The 21,433-nt window shown below is 33.2% G+C and carries 18 protein-coding genes; 13 read left to right on the forward strand and 5 right to left on the reverse strand.

The features are described 5' to 3' along the window. Positions 1 to 83 precede the first annotated feature (83 nt). Complete coding sequence (locus tag ACJAZK_RS00075) at positions 84 to 1,127, forward strand: vWA domain-containing protein (protein ID WP_415221996.1); 1,044 nt, start codon at positions 84 to 86, stop codon at positions 1,125 to 1,127. An 82-nt stretch (positions 1,128 to 1,209) separates the two neighbouring features. Here the strand turns inward: ACJAZK_RS00075 and ACJAZK_RS00080 are convergent, their stop codons facing one another. From ACJAZK_RS00080 to ACJAZK_RS00090, 3 genes are read right to left on the reverse strand one after another with little or no spacing between them, the layout of a single operon-like run. Further along, positions 1,210 to 2,196, reverse strand: coding sequence for a hypothetical protein (locus ACJAZK_RS00080; protein ID WP_415221997.1), 987 nt, complete (start codon positions 2,194 to 2,196; stop codon positions 1,210 to 1,212). Positions 2,197 to 2,239: 43 nt separating this feature from the next. After that, on the reverse strand, positions 2,240 to 2,830 hold the full coding sequence (locus tag ACJAZK_RS00085; RefSeq protein WP_415221998.1) for a hypothetical protein: 591 nt from the start codon (positions 2,828 to 2,830) through the stop codon (positions 2,240 to 2,242). A gap of 2 nt (positions 2,831 to 2,832) precedes the next feature. Next, the gene (locus ACJAZK_RS00090; RefSeq protein WP_415221999.1) at positions 2,833 to 4,791 is read right to left on the reverse strand and encodes a hypothetical protein; all 1,959 of its coding nucleotides are present in this window, start codon (positions 4,789 to 4,791) and stop codon (positions 2,833 to 2,835) included. A 469-nt stretch (positions 4,792 to 5,260) separates the two neighbouring features. Here ACJAZK_RS00090 and ACJAZK_RS00095 point away from each other — a divergent pair, with 469 nt between their 5' ends. The 8 genes from ACJAZK_RS00095 (at position 5,261) to can (ending at position 16,094) form a co-directional block, all read left to right on the forward strand. Next, positions 5,261 to 6,091 (forward strand): tetratricopeptide repeat protein, encoded by an 831-nt coding sequence (locus ACJAZK_RS00095; protein ID WP_415222000.1) that lies wholly within the window; start codon positions 5,261 to 5,263, stop codon positions 6,089 to 6,091. Positions 6,092 to 6,159: 68 nt separating this feature from the next. Beyond that, entirely contained in the window at positions 6,160 to 7,935 is a 1,776-nt protein-coding gene (locus ACJAZK_RS00100) for a BatD family protein (protein WP_415222001.1), read from the forward strand. A 2-nt stretch (positions 7,936 to 7,937) separates the two neighbouring features. After that, positions 7,938 to 8,696: an SH3 domain-containing protein gene (locus ACJAZK_RS00105; protein ID WP_415222002.1), complete on the forward strand. Its 759-nt coding sequence runs from the start codon at positions 7,938 to 7,940 to the stop codon at positions 8,694 to 8,696. Positions 8,697 to 8,916: 220 nt separating this feature from the next. Beyond that, positions 8,917 to 10,365, forward strand: a complete 1,449-nt coding sequence (locus tag ACJAZK_RS00110; protein ID WP_415222003.1) for a proton-conducting transporter membrane subunit — start codon at positions 8,917 to 8,919, stop codon at positions 10,363 to 10,365. 3 nt (positions 10,366 to 10,368) lie between these two features. Next, entirely contained in the window at positions 10,369 to 12,750 is a 2,382-nt protein-coding gene (locus ACJAZK_RS00115; protein ID WP_415222004.1) for a DUF2309 domain-containing protein, read from the forward strand. A gap of 17 nt (positions 12,751 to 12,767) precedes the next feature. Further along, positions 12,768 to 13,307, forward strand: a complete 540-nt coding sequence (locus ACJAZK_RS00120) for a universal stress protein (RefSeq protein ID WP_415222005.1) — start codon at positions 12,768 to 12,770, stop codon at positions 13,305 to 13,307. 269 nt (positions 13,308 to 13,576) lie between these two features. Continuing rightward, complete coding sequence (locus ACJAZK_RS00125) at positions 13,577 to 15,439, forward strand: SulP family inorganic anion transporter (protein ID WP_415222006.1); 1,863 nt, start codon at positions 13,577 to 13,579, stop codon at positions 15,437 to 15,439. A 13-nt stretch (positions 15,440 to 15,452) separates the two neighbouring features. Next, a complete protein-coding gene (gene can, locus ACJAZK_RS00130) occupies positions 15,453 to 16,094 on the forward strand; it encodes a carbonate dehydratase (RefSeq protein ID WP_415222007.1) in 642 nt (213 codons plus the stop codon). 33 nt (positions 16,095 to 16,127) lie between these two features. Here can and ACJAZK_RS00135 read toward each other — a convergent pair whose 3' ends face one another. Together ACJAZK_RS00135 and ACJAZK_RS00140 are read right to left on the reverse strand one after the other, a co-directional pair. Next, a complete protein-coding gene (locus ACJAZK_RS00135; protein ID WP_415222101.1) occupies positions 16,128 to 17,090 on the reverse strand; it encodes a sodium-dependent bicarbonate transport family permease in 963 nt (320 codons plus the stop codon). A gap of 278 nt (positions 17,091 to 17,368) precedes the next feature. After that, positions 17,369 to 17,881 (reverse strand): CvpA family protein, encoded by a 513-nt coding sequence (locus tag ACJAZK_RS00140; RefSeq protein WP_415222008.1) that lies wholly within the window; start codon positions 17,879 to 17,881, stop codon positions 17,369 to 17,371. Between the two features lie 135 nt (positions 17,882 to 18,016). Here ACJAZK_RS00140 and ACJAZK_RS00145 point away from each other — a divergent pair, with 135 nt between their 5' ends. From ACJAZK_RS00145 to ACJAZK_RS00160, 4 genes are all read left to right on the forward strand, one after another. Beyond that, entirely contained in the window at positions 18,017 to 18,373 is a 357-nt protein-coding gene (locus tag ACJAZK_RS00145; RefSeq protein ID WP_415222009.1) for a hypothetical protein, read from the forward strand. Between the two features lie 219 nt (positions 18,374 to 18,592). Next, on the forward strand, positions 18,593 to 19,612 hold the full coding sequence (gene pheS / locus ACJAZK_RS00150) for a phenylalanine--tRNA ligase subunit alpha (protein WP_415222010.1): 1,020 nt from the start codon (positions 18,593 to 18,595) through the stop codon (positions 19,610 to 19,612). A 169-nt stretch (positions 19,613 to 19,781) separates the two neighbouring features. After that, a complete protein-coding gene (locus ACJAZK_RS00155; RefSeq protein ID WP_415222011.1) occupies positions 19,782 to 20,285 on the forward strand; it encodes a GbsR/MarR family transcriptional regulator in 504 nt (167 codons plus the stop codon). A gap of 13 nt (positions 20,286 to 20,298) precedes the next feature. Continuing rightward, positions 20,299 to 21,432, forward strand: a complete 1,134-nt coding sequence (locus tag ACJAZK_RS00160; RefSeq protein WP_415222012.1) for an efflux RND transporter periplasmic adaptor subunit — start codon at positions 20,299 to 20,301, stop codon at positions 21,430 to 21,432. The last annotated feature ends 1 nt before the right edge of the window (position 21,433 follow it).

Genomic DNA, 21,433 nt, shown 5'->3' on the forward strand with positions numbered 1-21,433 from the left:
GAAAAGCAAAAAGCGAACAACAATAAAGGGAACGAGTAAACAACTCAACACCCTAACAAAAAACAACTCAACAACAATAAAAGATGTTTGATTTTCAATTAGAAGAAAAGGTTTGGTTTTGGATTTTACTGGTAATTCCGGTAATCATTCTACTATTTGCTGTTCTTCAGTTTTGGAAATATAGAACGCAAAAACGTTTTGCTAATCCTAAATTATTGAAGCGTTTGAGTCCTAATCAATCGTTATTTAAATCTATTTTAAAGATTGTTGTATTATGCTTGGCTGTTGCCTGTTTCGCTATGGCCTTGGTCAATCCTAAAATTGGAACTAAATTAGAAACTGTTAAACGTCAAGGTGTTGATATTGTCTTTGCCGTTGATGTCTCTAAGAGTATGTTGGCTGAGGATGTTGCACCAAACCGACTAGAGAAATCAAAACAATTAGTCACTCAAATCATAAATAATCTCGCTAGTGATCGCGTTGGGATCATTGCTTATGCAGGGAAGGCGTTTCCGCAATTGCCAATTACGACAGATTATGCCTCTGCAAAAATGTTTTTAAACAATATGAACACAGATATGTTGTCTTCTCAAGGTACAGCGATTAATGAAGCGATTGAATTGGCAAAAACCTATTATGATAACGAAGAGCAAACCAATCGTGTGTTGATCATTATTTCTGATGGAGAAGATCACAGTGACGTTGCTAGTAGTGTCGCAGAAGAGGCTAGTGATGAAGGTATTAGGATTTTTACTATTGGTGTTGGTGACGTTAAAGGTGGTCGCATCCCAATAAAACGCAACGGCGTTTTACTCAATTACAAGAAAGATAATCAAGGCGAAACCGTCATTACGAAACTTAATGAAGAGACGCTTAAAGCTATTGCAGAAGAAGCGAATGGTGCTTATATCAACGGTAACAATACAGCAGATGTCATTAAAGAAGTTAAAGACATCCTTAACACCATGGATAAAACCGAATTTGAAGCTAAAGAATTCGCCGATTTTAAAGACCAATTCCAATGGTTTTTAGGTTTTGGAGTCTTCTTTTTATTCTTAGATATTTTCTTCCTAGAACGAAAAACAGGTTGGTTGAAACGACTCAATTTGTTTAATGAGAATTTTTAGGGTTGCTTCGGAAATGTTATGATTCAAAAACCTCTTTTCTTGTTTTGAAAAGAGGTTTTTTGTTTTAGAATTACTAAAATTATTACTTAAAATACTTCAAAGTTCTTTTTATAGTTTCTGTTGTATTTCCAATAGTTTCAGATTTGTATACCCAGTTCCCAACAGTATCAATTTTTATGATGATACTAGAACCAGAATCAGCTTTGAAGTTAACAGTTAAAAGATCATCACTCATTGAAATCTCTAAAGTATAATTTGTAATAAATTCTTCCCATTCATGAATTATAGGATTGTATCTTCTTTTATTTATCGTTTTTATTAAACCAATATTATCATACTCAAACTCATATATATGATTTCTTATATCAGGAAGTCCCGAGTCGTCATAAAACCAATCGTAATCTAAAAAAAGTTCTAGCTTTTCCACTTGGTTTTTGTCATTGTAAAAGTTAATTAAATGACCAACCTTGATATCATTTTTAAAAAGTTGAATTTGTTTTAAGTAACCTAAATTATTGTATTTAATTTTATTGTGATATTCATAAACTGAATTAGATTTAGAATTACTTTGTCGAGTATATTCATAAGAATATTTAGTTTCATTTATAAAAAGTGTATCTAGAAATTTGTATTTAGAACCTTTTTGTTTTTCAGTTGATTTTATTGCAAAATACTTAGTTAAATATTCATTTTTTTTAATCACAGAATAATCTAAATTATGGACTCCTCTTTCATTTATTATAGTTTTTCCATCTTCATTATACTTATAAAGATATTCGCTTCTTAATTTATCTTTTTTAAAGGATTTTGAATTTAATAATCTACCAACTTTATTATAAGTATTTATGATTTTGATACTGTCAGAATACAAAATGATTACTTCTTCAATAGGTCCATGAAGTGGTTCAAATCTCTTATCTGAAGTTGCAATACTACCTGATAAAATATGATCTGTATCAAATACTTGTTCATTTATTTCTCTTGCTAAAATCGGTGTGATTTTGGTTTGAGAGTATGTAAAAATACAGCAAAACAGTAAAAGCAAAATGAATATTTGATATTTGTTCATAGTTTATAATATTTAATTTTTTAGAAAATACTATCTTTTTTAATCAAATAGATTTTTTAGAACTGAACATACTTTTAAGCTCATCTTGATAAAGAATTAGTTGTAAGGCTAATATCATAATCAACTGCCACGAAATGGGTATAGAATTATCCTTACTAGATAGTATATTTGTAAAACCTAGTGATACTAAAATAATTATAGAAATCCATTTAACATAATTTAAATAATTTGTTTTTCTTATCGTAAATAAAATTTGATAGCAGTAAAACATAAGCAATGGAGATATAATAGCAATTGATATTAAAGAAGGTAAGTCATTTACTTCCATATTTGAAATAGATATATCTGCTTTAGCTCCTACACCAATTATTTCAGTTATAAAATAATTAATTCCAGTACCAACAACCATTGATAAAAATAAAACTAAAAAAGATAATATAAAAGAGAGTAGCAAACTTCCTATGAAGTGATTTTTTAGTTTTTTATTATTAAAAGTTATAATTATAAATCCAAATATTAGTACAAATTGTAAGCCAAAAAAAACATCTTTTAAATTCAATAATGTTATACATACAATAGTTGGCAAAACAATTTTACATACTAGCAAAAAATTATTTAGATAAGATGTATTCATATTTAATTACAATCGCTTATGATATCATCAATAGATTCATTGCTAGTTAATATTTCTTCAATTAATTCCTTATCAACCCTTTTAGCTTTACTAGGTAAAATATTTGCCTGACCATCATAATCATATACCCATTGTACAATTTCTTCTTGCATGTTTTTCCATGTAGCTTCTCCTACATTATAATATGTGTCTTGTTGACATTCGTCGTTAGCGGTTCCTAATGATAATGCATACAATGTAATATCAGAAATATTGGCTACATCCACAGCTCGTGTGAAGAATTCAAAATTACCATTTTCATTTATTAACCAGCCCCATTGTCTGTTTCCGGAAAATGGTTGTGTGCCATTATTTGGACTTCTAATAGTTGAAATAGTAAAATCATTATTTGTTAATTCAGATACTATAATTGCTCCATCATCTGTAGCAATATGTGGAAAAAGACCAGAGGCATCAGCCTCTATAAATAAAATAGAAGTTACTGGATTGTTAGAAACAAAGTCCAATCCATCTTGATTTGTCATTGGTTCAAACTCCCAACTTATTGTTCCTGTATTATCATCATTGAAAGGAACGTTACAACCGAACTCAAAATCATCTACTTGACCACTTGCTAGATCTATAAATTTATTTCTGAAAGCTTGAAACATCTCAGTTTCGGAATCTGGATTACCATCCTCATTAAAATCTGGATATTGAGTTATTTCTACAGGATAATAATCGATATTGGCTATAGGAACATTACCATCACTAAATGGTTGGTGATGAAATTCTACACCTAAGTTAAATAACCTGGTACTACAATCTTCTGGAAATGGGAGATTATATAATTCTAAATAATTTGATGTATCTAAGCCATCTTGTTCAGCGCAATCCTGTAATAATACCCATGGATCTTCATCAGTTTTTTGCTTTAATAGTCTAAAACGCTCAAATATAGCATCTGGTATTTTTTCTTCAATTTCTTCAAATTCTAGAACTAAACTTTTAGCCTCATCTGTACAATTACCATCCAAATACTCATGAATTGCATTGATATTTGCGTCGATGGTCTCATCGTACCAAGAGCTATCATATTGATCATCCAAGCAATTAGAAATTTCATGCTTCTTAATAACTATGTCATCAATCTCATCAATCTCAGCAATCACACCAGTATCACCATCGCAAGGAGAAGAATTACCACTAACGGTTCTAGCATTGGTTCTGTTATATATTACTGTACTACCATTACATGTATCTGTCATTGTAGCTATACTACTGCCATTACCACAGCCACATTGACCAGCACTATGTCCATCTGCATTACCATCACATTCTTCTTCGCCACTACAGCAAGCATTATAAGTAAATACAATACCACAAGGGTCATCTTGATCAGGATCACTAATTTCTCCATTTCCACCTGTTGATCCGTTGGATGAGTCGTTATCTGTGTTATTATTATTATTTGGGTCACTATTATCATTACCTCCTCCTGTACTAGAATCATTAGTGTCATTCGTGTCATCTTCCTCTTCTTCAACAACCTCATCCACAGGACAAGGATCTATTTCTCCATCAAAATCTACCAAATCACCATCAGTCAAAATAAAGTTGCCAATTATTACACCGTCCATATTGCAGAAAGTCATTCTACCTGTAAATCTTGACATATCAATTGCTCCAGAGGATAAAAGTGGAGGTAGATTGTTTGGATCAAAAATATATTGAATAAAATATTCAATAATATCACCATCCATATCTACTACAATTAAATTTATAACGCTATTTGCATTAGTTGGATCTGTTACTTTAAAGGTGTGTTTCGTATTACGCTCGTTGTAAACTTGTACTACTTTATTAGTTTGTACAATACCTAAAGGGGTTTCTCTGCTAAACTCATTGACATCAGAATTTGAGAGTTTGATTTTATTTTTAACAATGCTAACACCAAAATTGTCGTTAGTTCTTGTTTTCACAAAGTTTAAAATATGAGTTGGAATTTCCTTAGAAGTCAAATGAAAAGCTTAGAGATTTTCAATTTGAGCCTCCTCGTCAGGAATTTGCGTGTCATCTTTTTGACAACCAACAGTAAAAAGTAAGAGTCCTAAAACAAAAAGGAAATATTTAATATAATGTCTCATAATAGTATCCAATAGTTCAAGTTAATATTGATGATTTGTTATTAATGTGAGAAATTATTACGAGGGATTATGAAAGTAGAGGTTCCATATTGGGAATACTGTTAAAACAAATGTTAAAATTCAACCTAAAGTTCATTTATAATTACGGTTTTTCCGTAGTTCATAGATATAGTAGTACTTTGGAAGTCTAATTTTATTTAAATATTGAGGGATACCAACCCTTTAAATATTTTATAAAACCTTTAACTCTTTTGAGTGGACTAGTTTCTTATCTTGCTGAGCAGTTTACTATTGATATAAATACATGAAAACATATTTTACATACATATTTATCTGTTTTGTAACCCTCTCTTTTGCTCAAGATAAAGACAAGGAGAAGCAACAACAACTAACGCTTGAGAAAGCCAATGGCTACGTATATCAAGCCAATGCGCTTATTGAAGCAGATAACTTTATATCTGCAGAAAAAGAATATAGAAAAGCAATCTCTGAGTTGCCATCAAACGTTGCTGGGGCTTACAACCTGGGAAATTCATACTATGAAAAAGGTAATTATGAAGAAGCGCTGTACCGTCATACAGAAGCCGCAAAGAGTGCAATATCTAAAACAGAAAAACATATAGCCTATCACAACATTGGCAATGTGTTAATGAAAGAAGCGTTGTGTAAAGAAGCTGTAGAGGCTTATAAAAATGCTTTGCGTAGCGATCCAACCGACGATGAAACACGTTACAACTTGGCAATAGCAAAAGAATGCGCAGCACAACAAAAACAAGAGAAAGATAAAGAAGAAGAGAAGAAAGACGAGGATAAAGAAAACGAAGATAAGAAAGAGGATAAAAAGGAAGACAAGAAAAAAGAAGACCCTAAAGACGAAGGCGATCAGGATAAAAAAGACGGTGAGGACGAAAAGGACGAAGATGGGAAACCTAAAGATGAAAAAGATCAAGGAAAAGGCGACAAGAAAGATGATAAGAAGCAAGAAGGACAACCTAAACCACAACCTGGTCAATTATCACCTCAACAAATTAAAAATTTGTTAGAAGCCATGAATAATCAAGAACAAAAGGTTCAAGAAAAAATGAATGCCGAAAAGCAAAAAGGAGCTAAGGTAAAAACAGAAAAGGATTGGTAGCTTTTAGTGTTGAGTTTAAGTTTTAGTAGTCCAACACCATTTAGATTTTAATGGATGTATAATTAAGTATGAAAAATTTAAAGCACATTTGGTTATTATTACTAGTACTCACATCGAGTATGGCTTTTGCGCAGGTTAAATTTGAAGCCAAAGTGAGCAAAACAAAGTTAGGCCAAAATGAACGTTTACGTGTTGATTTTACAATGAATAAAGATGGAGATAATTTTGAATCTCCAGATTTTGAGAATTTCCAGGTCATAGGGGGGCCAAACACATCGGTTAGTAATTCTTGGCTCAATGGTGCGCATTCTTACGCAAAAACATACAGTTATTTTCTAGCACCTCAAAAGCAAGGACGATTTACTATAAAAAGTGCGAGTATAGAAATTCAGGGTGTAACCTATAAGACAAAGGCAGTAACGGTTCAAGTTACCAACGCTGTAAAGCGACCAAATGATCCTTATAATGTAGAAAGTGTAGCGTCTGAGAATATTCATTTAGTAGCTGAAATTTCTAAAGGCAACCCTTACCTTAACGAAGCGATTACTGTGGTTTATAAACTCTATGTGTCCCCAAATACAGGTGTGAGTAATTGGAGAGAACTAGAAAACCCTAGGTATAATGATTTTTGGAGTCAGAAAATTGATACCAAAGGTTTAAGAATCCAGAATGGAAAATATAAAGGAGAAGATTATAGATATGTTGTGCTTCGGAAAACGGTTCTCTATCCGCAAAAAACAGGCAAATTAGAGATAGAGCCACTAAAACTAGATATTACCGTTGAGGTACCAACAAACCGAAGAGATATTTTTGGTGGTATGCATATGGCTCAAACCAACCGAACAGTCTCTGCAGGAAGTAGAACAATCAATGTAAAACCATTGCCTGAAGAAGGCAAGCCAGATGATTTTACTGGAGCAGTTGGTGATTTTAAGTTTAATGTGATGACCTCAAAATCTGAGTTAAACGCTTCAGAGTCTTTAAGAGTTACGGTAGAAGTTACTGGTAAAGGAAACTTGAAATTATTTCAATTACCAAAATTGACATTACCAAGTTCTTTAGAGGTTTATGAGCCAGAACATAACGAATCTATAAGAACGTACTTAGGTGGTATGCAAGGCTCAATTGCGGATGGTTACACTATCGTTCCTCAGTACAAAGGAAAATATCCAATACCAAGTATCTCATTCACTTATTTTGATTTAGAGTCCGAAACATACAAGCGTGTGTCGTCTGGAGAAATTATTATTGACGTGATTGAAGGTCCAGTTAATACCTCTTCTGGTGATGATAATTTGGCTGCTGCTAATAACAACAAAAAGGAAGTGACTTTTAATAATGCGCAATTTGCATTTATTAAAACAAAGGCGAATTTGAAACCAATAGTAGCTAATAATTTCTTTAAGTCTACTGCCTTTTGGAGCTCACTATTATCTCCATTTTTATTGATTCCTTTAGCCCTTGTATACCGAAAAGAAAAGGAAAAACGGAATGCAGATGTTTTCGGAAATAAAATAAGAAAAGCAGATAAGCTAGCGAAACGATATTTAGGTGAAGCTAAAAAAGCATTAGGTCATAAAGACACATTTTATATCGCTCTTGAAAAAGCACTACATAATTATTTAAAAGCTAAACTACAGATTGAAACGAGTGATTTTAGTAAAGAAAAAATTGAAGAAATTCTGATTGAGCGAGAGGTTAACGAACCGACAGTTAAAGAATTTATTAGCATTTTAGAGCATTGTGAATTGGCAAGATATACACCAATTACCAATGTAGAAATGCAACAAGATTACGAAAAAGCGGCGTCAACAATTTCAATAATAGATAAAGAGATACAATAGAGATGAAACTTATATTATACATACTCGTATTTCTATTTGGGACAGCATCATTTGCTCAAAACACAGCCGCATTTAGTCAAGCTAATGCATTGTATAATGATGGTAATTATACGGAAGCCTTAAGTAGGTATAAATCTATCTTGGAACAAGAGGAACATTCTGCTGAGTTGTATTATAATATCGCAAATGCCCATTATAAATTAAATAACGTAGCACCAAGTATTTACTATTACGAGAAGGCTTTATTATTAAAACCTAATGATAAGGAGATCTTAAATAATATAGCGTATGCTAAAAATATGACTATTGATGCTATTGAGATAATTCCAGAGGTTGGTTTTTCTAGGCTTATAAATAAAGCTACTAATACTATGGTTTTTGATAATTGGGCTAAGTTATCTGTTATATTCGTTGTGCTTTTTGTACTTCTATTTTTGATGTATTACTTTTCTCAAAGCACTAGAAAAAAACGTTTGGCATTTGTAACAAGTTTATCATCCTTAGTATTGGCTTTTGTTGCGCTCGCTTTTGCCTTTAATAGCTATGGTCTTGAACAAAAAAATCAACCAGCAATAGTTTTTGCTCAGGAAAGTCAAATCAAAAGCGAACCTAATTTGCGAAGTGCAGAAGCCTTTAAACTTCATGAAGGCACAAAAGTTCAAGTGATAGATACAGTATCTAATTGGAGTAAAATTAAGCTAAGTGACGGTAAGACAGGCTGGGTTGTTAGCAACGATATAAAAATGTTAAAAACATTTTAAGCAAATAATACAAAAAGACAAACACAAAAAAGTATCCAATGGATGCTTTTTTTTATCTACCTATTTTTATGTATTCTATATTCTTTATGTAATCATAAACATTACTTATGATGTCTATTTAATATATAAATAAAAATTAATGAAATAGTTTTTACAACTTTGCACCAAGCTAAGAGTTTGGCATCTGTAGCTAAAAAACTAACATCAACGATTTTTATTCATGACATCAACTAATCATTTAGAAGAATTACATACGAAAACACTTTTATCGCGTATTCTTATTCCGTTAACATGGCTAATGTTTTTCACTAATGTAGCGCTGATAATCTATTATTATTCAGATTTCCCTAGTTGGAATTTTGGAGAAATATTTCAAATCAATGGCTTTAGTATTGTTATTTGGACGGTTGTTACATTTTTTAGTAGTGTTGTTCAGATGTATGCGTCTAACTACATGAAAGGATTTAAGAAGAAACCTAAATTTTTAATACTCTGCTTGGCTTTTTCATTGTCGGTTATGCTTTTTGTAATCGCTAATAATGTTATTTTTTTAGTTCTCTTTTGGCTCTTAATGGGCTTAATTATGGCGGGTTTAATTGGTATAGATTCAGAATGGAAAGAAGCACAACACGCTTCAAAATTCGCAAGATATAATTATTTAGGAGGTACATTTTTTCTAGCACTAGCCGCATGGATTTTAGTTTATAGTTCAGGATCATATACCATCGACGGGATTTTAGCTAGCTTAGGCTCAATACCACAATGGATGAGTACTTTGGCAGCCCTTTGCATTATTATTGCAGCAATTATACAATCGGCAATTTTTCCTTTTCACAGATGGTTATTATCTGCTATGACTTCACCAACACCCGCTTCAGCACTTATGCACGCAGGATTTGTAAACGGCGCAGGTATTTTGTTGACCATATTCGCACCATTACTTTTTACAGCAAATGTGTTATTGTTAATCTTCCTCATTGGAGGTTTAACGGCTGTTATGGCACAGTTTAGTAAATTACTTCAGGTTAACATTAAGCAAAAATTGGCCTGCTCAACCATTGCTCAAATGAGTTTTATGGTGATGCAATGTGGACTTGGTTTTTTTACGGCTGCGATCACACACCTTATACTTCATGGGTTTTACAAAGCCTATTTGTTTCTTTCAGCAGGAGAAGGGATTCAAAATACGCTTCCTAAAAAACCAGATACTATGGTAATTAAACCGTTGCAAACTTTGGTTATCCTTATCGCAGCAATATTGGGAGGTCTTCTTTTTGGATATATTACAGGAAAAGGAGTTTCATTTGATAGCGGACTTTTCTTAACATTCATAGTTGCTATAACCGTGGGACAGGTTGTGTATAACGTCTTATACCAAAAAGCACTTTCTGTAACTCAAAAACTGGTGGTAACACCTCTTTTAATTGTTGTAGGAATTGGAATATATGCTCTGGTATTTAATGGAGTAACGGTATTAATGCACGATATGCCAATGTCACATGTTGCTATACCATTAACTATTACACACATCGTTTTCGGAGTTGTGTTTTTAGCAGCATTCTACATTATGTTATCAGGTATGTATGGGAAAATACCGTGGCTTTATGTAAAGCTTATGAATATGTCTCAGCCAGTAAGCAAATCTATTGTTTCTTTTAAAACTAAATAAGTTATGACTAAGCAAGAACAAATTTTATTAAGTGTAGAGGCTGCTTCTAAACGTATTGGTACAACATGGCCATTATATTCTTTTGTGACTTCCAATCCGTTATCAGGTTATGAGAAACTAGCCTTTGAAGATGCAGTAAAAGAGGCAGGACGCTTCTTAAAGTCAAAATCTTACCCAGAAGCATATATTTATAGACAAGCTTTAGAAAAAAAGGATATTGATACTATTATTTTAGTCAAAATGCTAAAGCAGAAAGATTTCCATGATGCACCTAAAGACTATTTAAGAGCTATGGAGATTGAAGATGGTCAATCTTTAAAAACGACTACGTCAGAATTAGATGTCATCATGTCGAAATGGTTAGCAGCATTTATGGACGAAGGTATTGCAGAATGGCAAATGCCTTATAAAGACAAAGGGTTTTATAAGGCTTGGAAAGCTTTAGCGGTACACGATAAAACTTTTGGTTCGTCTAGCTTAAAGCAGTTGCCAAAAACGAGTATTGAGGCTTTAGAATTGGTCTTGAGTGCTCATGAAGTTGTAAATTATAATAAAATATTTAGTGCACACATAGGAGCGCTATCGGGATGGACTGGTTATATCAAACATAGAAAGGATATAAACTCGATTTGGCAACAAAAATTCCCTATTGATATACAAGATTATTTAGCCGTGAGGTTAATAATCGCTAATCATTTGGGGATGCCTTTAGAAATTGAAACGGATGTGAATTTTGAAGGTATTGATAATCAATTGAGACACGTTTGGCTTAAAGCTTGGGAGGCAACGTTTCAAAAGAAACTAGTTTCAGATTTAAAAAATAATGGGCTAGGTGTTAAGGCTTCCAAAGAGAAAAAGAAGACAACAGATGCACAGATGGTATTTTGTATTGACACAAGATCTGAAATGATTAGACGACACGTTGAAGCGTCCGGAAATATTGAGACTTTTGGATACGCTGGTTTTTTTGGTATCGCGGCAGATTATCAACATTATCAAGAAGATATTAGTATTAAGTCTTGTCCACCAATAGTTGGATCTCCTTATAAGATTACAGAAACTCCTCAACAACAATTTTCTAATCAAGACAATGTGTTTATTCGTGAAAAAGCAGTGTCAAAATCTAAATTACAGATTTTAAAACGTCTTAAAAACATGTTGCCTTCGTCTTTTGGTTTTGTAGAAGGAGCAGGAGCTTTTTATGGTCTATCATTGGTAGCACAATCGTTTGCTCCAAAATCTTTTTTTAAGCTGAAACAGATAAATATCACAAACTATGAGTCTTTTTGTGAGCCACGTATTGCTTATAATGGCGGAGATAGAGATACCGAAGTTATTGGACTTGAAGAAAAAGTAGCGATTGTGAAATCTGGGTTTGACTTAATGGGTTGGAAAGGTTTTGCTCCACTAGTACTTTTTGTAGGTCACGGAAGTCACACTGCTAATAATCCTTTTGGTTCTAGTTTAGATTGTGGTGCATGCGCTGCGAGTCCAGGACGACATAACGCTAGGCTTTTAGCGTCTTTAGCAAATGACAAAGATGTGAAAAACGCATTAAAGGTGGATCATCACATTGAAATTCCAAACGACACTATATTTATTGGAGGTGAGCATAATACAACAACAGATGAGATTGTATTGTTTGATGCACAATTACCAGAAACTCACAAAGAACGTTTAGATATTTTGAAGAAAAACCTTATAAAAGCTCAGCAAACGGTGACGAAGGAGCGACTAAACGTAACCTCTGGTAGTGTTGCTTTAGCCAATAAGAAATCTGTTAATTGGGGAGACACAAGACCAGAATGGGGATTAGCAAAAAATGCAGCTTTTATTGTGGGATCTAGAGATCTTACTGCTTCAATGAATTTAGATGGACGCTGTTTTATGCACTCCTATGATTGGAAATCTGATCCTCAAGGCGATGCGCTAGCAGGTATTATGGGAGGGCCTATGGTAGTGACGCAATGGATTAACAATCATTATTATTTTAGTACGGTAGATAATGAAAAGTTTGGGAGTGGTTCAAAAATCACTCACAACATCACTGGTCAATTTGGGGTTGTTCAAGGAAATGGAGGTGATTTAAAAATGGGATTACCATTACAATCACTTAAAGTATCAGATACAGAAATGTATCACCAACCTTTGCGATTAACAACAATTATTCATGCACCATTGGAGCGCGTTGAAACTCTTTTGAGACAAAACAAGCATCTACAAACCTTGCTAGATAATGAATGGATGTATTTAAAAGTTATAGACCCTAAGGATTCAAATGTATTTAAAACTTACACTTATAATTTTATTTGGAAAAATGAATCGTCAAGCCAAGTGAACCAAAAAAACGAAGAATTAGTTGCTACTGAAGCGATTATTAACTAATGTAAAATAGTAATATTATGAAAAGTAATAAATACAAAATACTAGTGCTTTCAGATTTAAAAGAAACTGCAAGTCAGACTTTAAGTTATGCTGCTAATTTATCTAAAGAAATTGATGCAGATGTTGAGTTCTTTTACGTGAAAAAGGTAACAGAAATTATAGAAACAGAGAATCCGCTATCTGCACTTCGCGAGATTAGTGACGCTTGTAATAAGACGGATAAAAAAATCAAAAATTTTGTGGCACCAATTTCGAAAGAAATGGATGTGAATATTAAAACTACTTTTGCTTTTGGAAATGTTAAAAATGAAATAGAAAGCTGTATTAATACCTCTCAACCAGATATGATTATTCTAGGAGAGCGAACGCATAAACGATTTAATTTTTTTGGAGATAATATTACTGGTTTTGTACAGAAAAATTACAACGGAGTTGTATTAGTCGTAACAGATAATAATGTTATAGACGCCAACGGAGAAGTGTCGTTAGATAATTTAGGACTTAAAAATAATATCGCTAATTATAAAGTTAAAGCTAACCGTAAAATGATAGTTTAAAGGTTGTTTTTTTATAAAGGTGTTAGTTTAGAAACCTCCATTTACATAGTTATTATGTGATGGAGGTTTTTAGTATTATAGATATTGAGCGTTTTTTTATTTAGTTTTTATAGACAGATTTCCAAAAAACGTATTGTTAATTTATAAATAAAGTTAAAGTATCAATTTTTGATAGTTTAAAAATTAAGTTATCTTGGAAAATTAATATAACTTAACAGAGCATTTTAAATAAAAAGTCTCTTTCGTTCAAAATTTATAAATAACCATCTATGAAAAAATTGTTTTCAAATATCAAAGGCGACGCTTTTGGGGGTATTACCGCAGGAATCGTTGCGCTACCATTAGCTTTAGCTTTTGGGGTGTCTTCAGGATTGGGGCCTCAAGCTGGCCTTTATGGTGCGATTTTTATAAGTTTTTTCGCAGCACTATTTGGTGGTACACCAACCCAGATTTCTGGTCCTACTGCACCAATGACTGCTGTGAGTATGATTGTCATTGCTGGAATTATTGCAGCTAACGACGGTAGCGTAGAAAAAGCCTTACCCGCTATTTTAACAGTATTCTTATTAGCTGGAATTATGCAAATAGGCCTAGGAGCCATTGGTTTAGGCAAGTATATAAGATATATTCCTTATCCTGTTGTCTCTGGTTTTATGACCGCTATTGGGCTTATTATAATTATAACTCAAATTCTTCCATCATTAGGGTATTACCCTAAAGTAGACGCTGATTTTGTTGAGACATTTAAACCTCAAGCCCAAGAAGTTATTCTCGAGAATATCTTAAAAGAAGAAGCAGGAGAAGGGATTCTTGTATTAGAAGACTTCAAGGTCACTATTGATAGAGCTGATAAAATTTCTGCAGCAGATATTTTACAAGAATCTGAAACCTTAGCAGCTAAAGATACTTCTGGGGCTTTAGGAGCTTTATTTGCGATCCCTAGAGCGATTAAAAATATTAATTGGTTAGAGTTTGGACTGGCTTTTGGTACCATTTTTATAGTCTTCGGATTTAAAAAAATCACAACTAAAGTTCCGAGTTCTCTTGTTGCTTTAGTGGTTATGTCCAGCATAGCCGTTGGTTTTGGGTTGAATTATAAACCTATTGAAGAGATTCCCTCGGGAATACCAATGCCACGATTAGATATGTTTTCTAATTTTAGTTTTGGAAGCATAACACCTTATATCTTTACAGCCTTGACATTAGCATTATTAGGAGCAATAGATTCTCTTTTGACTAGTGTAGTTGCCGATAATATGACGAAAACCAAGCATAACCCTAATAAAGAATTAGTAGGTCAAGGAATTGGTAATAGTATTGCAGCTTTGTTTGGAGGAATCCCTGGAGCTGGTGCAACGATTAGAACGGTTGTTAATATAAATGCTGGTGGTAGAACGAGATTATCAGGAATGATTGCTGGTATAGTATTATTGCTTGTTATGTTGGCCTTGAGTGATGTGGCCTCAAAAATTCCGGCAGCTGTGTTAGCAGGAATTTTAATTACTGTAGGTATAGGAGTCATGGATTATAAAGGTCTTAAAGCAATACCTAGCTTACCAAGAGATATTAAATTTGGACCTATTAAATTTAGTTCTGAAGTTTTAATTATGATCGTTGTATTATTACTATCTACATTTTGGGATTTAATATATGCAGTAGGTATCGGGTTAATCATTGCGTCGTTAATGTTCATGAAAAAAATTGGAGACCTTACAGCAGAGCGATCTGATGTGAAACCATTAAAAGAAGAATCTTGGGAGGATGAAGCAGATTTTCCGCAGAAATTACAAGAAGAGGTCTTTATTAAGCACGTGAAAGGCCCCTTATTTTTTGGATCGACTTCAGATTTTCAACAGCTTACCTTGCAAATTCCTGATAAAGCAACAACTGTCATATTGCGATTGGGTAGAATGCCATATATGGACCAATCTGGATTGTATGCCATGGAGGATATGCTTCAAGATTTAAAAGTTAAAGGGGTTGATGTATTATTTGTAAATTTATTAAAACAACCACGATACATGATGGAGCGGATTGATATTATTCCAGACTTTATTTCAGAAAAACATATTTTTAAATCATTTAAAGAATGCCTATCTTGGATTAAACAAAATATAAAAGACACTCACTAAAAACCATAGAAAAATGCCAAATACATATTATAATAAACTTCTTAGCAACAACAAAGATTGGGTTGAGAAAAAATTAGGCGAAGATAAAGAGTATTTTACGCGTTTAGCTAAATTACAAAAACCACCTGTATTATGGATTGGTTGCGCCGATAGTAGAGTGCCAGCAAATGAGATTACTGGTACAAGTCCTGGTGAAGTATTTGTACACCGAAATATTGCTAATATGGTAGTGCATACAGATATGAATATGCTAAGTGTATTGGATTATGCAGTAAACCATTTACGCGTAAAACATGTAATTGTTTGCGGACATTACGGGTGTGGAGGTGTTCAAGCTGCCATGCAAAATAAATCTTTAGGACTTATCAATAAATGGGTTAGAAATATTAAAGAAGTGTATAAAAGCAATAAAACTGAACTTGATAAAATTAACGATGAGCAAAAACGGTTCGATCGTTTAGTAGAATTGAATGTAAAACAACAAGTTTATGATTTAGCAAAGACATCTATAGTACAGCAAGCGTGGGTAAATAATTGGGATTTACAACTTCATGGTTGGGTGTATGGTTTGGATAATGGACTTATTAAAGATTTAAAGGTAACAATGGATAGTGCTGAGCACTTAGATCAAATGTTTAGATTAGAGTTTGACTAGATTGAAATGTTTTAGCAATACGTTATATTCAAATTAGGTCATTTGAATAAAAGCATAATAAATAGGCATACCTATGGTAATATTAAAGGGGAAGGTTATTCCTAATGCCATAGGTATGTATATTCCAGCATCGGCTCTTGGTTCTGCTAGCTTCATAGTTGCGGGTACTGCAATGTAAGACGCGCCAGCCCCGAGAATAGCAAATAATAAACGATTGCCCTCGCTTTCGGTTACAAAACCACTAAGGTAAGCGACAATTAATCCATTAAGCAGAGGGATCACTATAGCAAACAAGAATAGCGAAACCCCATGTTGCTTAAACCCTTTAATTCGTTTCGCTGTGACCATTCCCATTTCTAAAAGGAACAAGGCTAAGAAGCCTTTGAAAATATCAGTTGTAAATGGTTCAATGCCTCTAGCTTGAGTGGCATCAGCAATTAAACCAATGACTAAACTACCAATAAGCATTAATACACTGCCACCAGTAATAGAATGCTTTATAATCGAACCTATAGAGTTTTCTTTAGATTTTATTTTATCGTTGAGCATGATTAGAATAACACCTACAATAATCGCTGGTGATTCCATAATAGCCATAATAGCAACCATGTGACCTCCAAACTCAATACCTTGATTTTCTAAAAAAGATACGGCGGTTACGAACGTTACTGCACTTACTGAGCCATAAGCAGCAGCAATAGCTCCAGCATTTGGCACACCAACTTTTTTCTTTAAAACATAAAAAACATATATGGGAACTATTGTAGATAGCACAATAGCAAATAAAATAGAATTTGTAATTTCTGCATTAAATTCACTGTGAGACAATTCTTGTCCGCCTTTAAAACCGATCGCAAATAGGAGATACAATGAAATAAATTTAGAAGAGGATTCAGGAATTGCTAAATCACTTTTTACCAGTGTAGCGATTATTCCTAATAAAAAAAATAGTAAAACAGGGTTTGTAATATTACTGATAAGGACGTCAATATTCATCTGGTATATTATTATTTTAAAACTATGTAAATGTAAAGCAACTTGTCCAAGGTTTTTTGCTTTAATCAATAATTAACTTTGTTTGACCACTGGTTAATTAGCTCATTTTAAAGTGTTTGTTAAAAATAAGAGTAATACAAAAGGCAAATAAAATTTAGACAGCATTTGTAACAGTGCGGTCATTACAGTTAGATAGGAAACTAGTCAAGTGTATTTAGACGATATACTATGAGAAAAATCAAAATAGGTACCATACAATTGTGCTAATAATCATAGTGCTACTCATTATCAGCTTCAGGATCGTCTTTCCCTTTATTTAATAGACTTGGAAAAATCAAAGGTGCTAAATCTTTAACAGGTGTATATAGAATAGAGTCTTCTAAATCCTGTTTGTCTGCAAACGGGATTGTACTATTCATGTTATCAAAAACAAGAAGTAGAATACTCAATATTAATCCAAATTTAAGTGCTCCAAAGACACCACCTGCAAGTTTATTTAGAATCCCTAAAGCAGCAAAATCTGCAAGTTTAGTTAAGGCTTTTCCTGCAAGAGCGATGATTAAAACAATGATGATAAAAGTAACAGCAAATGCAACGATATTAATATATTTTTGCTCCCAATCAAGTTTGCTGTCTAAAAATGCTGCAGCAAAATCACTAAAGTGAATGGCTCCATAAACACCAGCTATAAGTGCCACAAGAGATGCGACCTCTACAAAAAGTCCTTTCATAACGCCTCGTATAAGTCCAAAAAGTAAAAGTGCGCCTAATATAATATCAATGATTGCCATGGGTATCGTGAGTTTTAACAAACGTACATAATTTTTCTCATTTTAAAATAATAACGTCTTTAGAGACCTTATAGTTTATTAACTTTACACTCTTAATTAATTAAAAATAATTTCCGCAGTTGTGGACAGATGGTTATGGCAAGAGATGAGCAATTAAAACAGCGTTGGGACTTAGTAGTAAAGAAGCTTTCAGCAACATTTGCAGACGGTGATCCATTAGATTTGGATGCTATAATTTATTTAATTGGAGTACAAGAGTTGGGTCAATTAGATAGAAAATTTAAAAAAGACCACAAACTTGACCTGATGCATATTGCTATCTGTAAATTACTCGCACCTTACGGATATTACGAATTTGATTTTGCAGATGAAGACGGTTGGCCCCATTATAAGGTAAAGGAAGAATTACCACCATTAAAGGCAGGAGAACAAAGTGTTTTAATGAAAGACGCTATTGTAAATTATTTTATAGAGTCTAAATTTATAGATTAGTCCATAGTTATAGACCTTCCTTGTGCTGAGTGTCGTATGAGTATCGAAGTGGGCGTTACCAATACAATACTAAAAAAAGTATTCTATTCGTCAGGCTTTACACTATATCTTTTTACAAAAAAGTAAAAAGGATGTCGTTACAATCCTTAACGCAAATCCCGATAAATTCATTAAATTTGCCATTCATTTTTAAGTTACTGAACTAAATTCAGCATAAGCATGATAGATAAGATAAAAGAACTCATAGCAGAAGCCGAAGCATTTAAAGCACAATCTAAAGAGGAGGTTGAGGCATTTCGTATAAAATATTTAGGTAAAAAAGGATTACTTAATGACTATTTTGCCGAGTTTAAAAATGTGGCGAACGAGCAAAAAAAAGAGTTTGGTCAAACTATTAATAAACTCAAGCAAACTGCCGAAGAGAAGGTAAGTGCTTTAAAAGAAGAGTTAGAAAGTAGAGAAGAAACAAACGGTATTTACGGAGATTTATCGCGTCCTGGAGAACCTATAGAGATTGGTGCACGTCATCCAATATCGTTAGTGAAAAATCAAATCATCGATATCTTTTCTCGCATAGGATTTAATGTCAGTGAAGGTCCAGAAATTGAAGATGATTGGCATAATTTCACAGCATTAAATTTGCCTGAATATCATCCTGCTCGCGATATGCAGGACACCTTTTTTATTCAAACAGATCCAGATATTTTATTGCGTACGCATACAAGTTCTGTACAAGTACGATATATGGAAAACAACAAACCACCAATACGTACCATCTCTCCTGGTCGTGTGTTTCGTAACGAAGCTATTTCTGCACGTTCACATTGTTTCTTTCACCAAGTAGAAGGCTTGTATATAGACAAAGATGTGAGTTTTGCAGATTTAAAACAAACGTTACAATACTTCACAACCGAAATGTTTGGGAAGTCTAAAATTAGATTACGTCCATCCTATTTTCCATTTACTGAGCCAAGTGCTGAGGTAGATGTATATTGGGGATTAGAAACCGAAACTGATTATAAAATGACCAAAGGAACCGGTTGGTTAGAAATTATGGGCTGTGGTATGGTGGATCCTAACGTATTAGAAAACTGCGGTATTGATTCTAAAGAATATTCAGGTTTTGCTTTTGGTATGGGAATAGATCGTATTGCTTTACTCTTGCATCAAATTAGCGATATTCGATTATTAAGTGAGAATGATGTTCGGTTTTTAGAGCAGTTTAAATCTGCCTTATAAACTTTAATAAAATAGATGCTAAAGCCGACTGTTGATAGTCGGCTTTTTTTATTTAACAGCAGTTTAACTTCGGTTAGTTCGGTTTTTTCAGAACTTAAAGTTATATTTGCAGGGAATACACTGTTAGTGTACGACGCATTTTTAAATATCATTGAAAAAATACTATAAAATGGAAGATAACATTTGTAAAGAAAAAATGGCCTTAGTTGAAAAACTAGGCGTTCATTTTGAAAACACAGAACAGCTGGCACCCGTTGCAGCTCGTATACTATCCTATATTATTCTTACTGGTAAAAAAGGAACCACTTTTGAAGATATGGTATCCACTCTTTGTGCTAGTAAAAGTACCATTTCTAATCACCTTAGTCATTTACAGGATTTAAAAGAAATTCAGTACTACACAAAAACGGGGGATCGTAAAAAATATTTTATTCTAAATAAGGACACCATCATTCAACATGTCGATAAAATGATAAATGTTTGGAAAGAATTACGTGAATTACACTCGGAAATAAAAAACTATAAAGAGGACCAAAACAAACAAAAAATCGAAAATGAAAAAGAAAAATTCGATTTAAATTTTCATAATGATTATATAAAATTTATCGATGAGGCTTCTGCTTCTATCGAGGAATTAAGACTAAAAATAACAGTCAATCAATTCGATATTTAAACTAAGAAAAAAAATGAGACATAAAAAAACAGTAAGGTTACTCGCTCTAAGTGTATTTCTAATTATTTTAAGTTGTGGTCATAAACAAGAAAATTCTGCAGCAGCACAAGAAGCGCCACCTGCAACTTTTCCTGTAACACAGATACAACTTAAAACAGTGACAGGATATCAAGAATACCCAACAAGTATAGAAGGTGTTGTCAATAGTGATGTAAGAGCTAAAACGTCTGGATACATTCAAAACGTATTAGTCGATGAAGGTCAAAAAGTACGTAAAGGTCAGGTGTTATTTCAATTAGAGACGCAGTCTTTAAGTCAAGATGCTGGTGCGGCAAAAGCAGGTGTTAATTTGGCCCAAGTTGAGGTAGATAAGCTAATTCCGCTAGTAGAAAAAAACATTATTAGTGCTGTACAATTAGAAACAGCAAAAGCTAACTTAGCACAAGCAAAAGCCAATTACAGTAGTATATCCGCAAGTATTGGTTATGGTGCTATAAAGAGCCAAGTAGATGGTCATGTAGGCGCTATTAATTTTAGAGAAGGTGCCTTGGTTAGTCCCAATGACCCCATGCCATTAACAACCGTTAGTGATGTAAGCGAGGTGTACGCTTTTTTTAGTTTAAATGAAAGTCAGTATTTAGATTTTTTACAAAACGCTGAAGGAGTAACCTTAAAACAAAAACTATCTAATTTTTCTGAAATCGATTTAATTTTAGCAAATGGAAGTACATATCCTGAAAAAGGTAAAATAGAAACGAGTACAGGGCAAGTGAATATAAATACAGGTACCGTTAGTTTAAGAGCTGTTTTTAAAAACCCAAACCAACTCATAACTAATGGTAATAGTGGTGAAATCCAAATCCCAACGGTTTACGAAAATGCAATTGTTGTTCCGCAACAAGCAACGTATGAGCAACAAGGAAACATTATGTTGTTTAAGTTAGGTGCAGATAATAAGGTGACAGCATCTATTATAAAAGTAAAAGCAACTGTAGCTAATTTATATGTTGTAGAATCAGGAGTAGATGTAAAAGATACAATTATTGTTACTGGCGTTGGAAAATTAAGAAACGGAATGGCAATTACACCGCAAGAAACTTCTTTTAAGGATGCTATTAAACCCATAGTAACACTATTTAAAAACTAGA

The sequence above is a fragment of the Psychroserpens sp. genome (assembly GCF_047633235.1).
In the GTDB taxonomy this organism is placed as follows: domain Bacteria; phylum Bacteroidota; class Bacteroidia; order Flavobacteriales; family Flavobacteriaceae; genus Psychroserpens.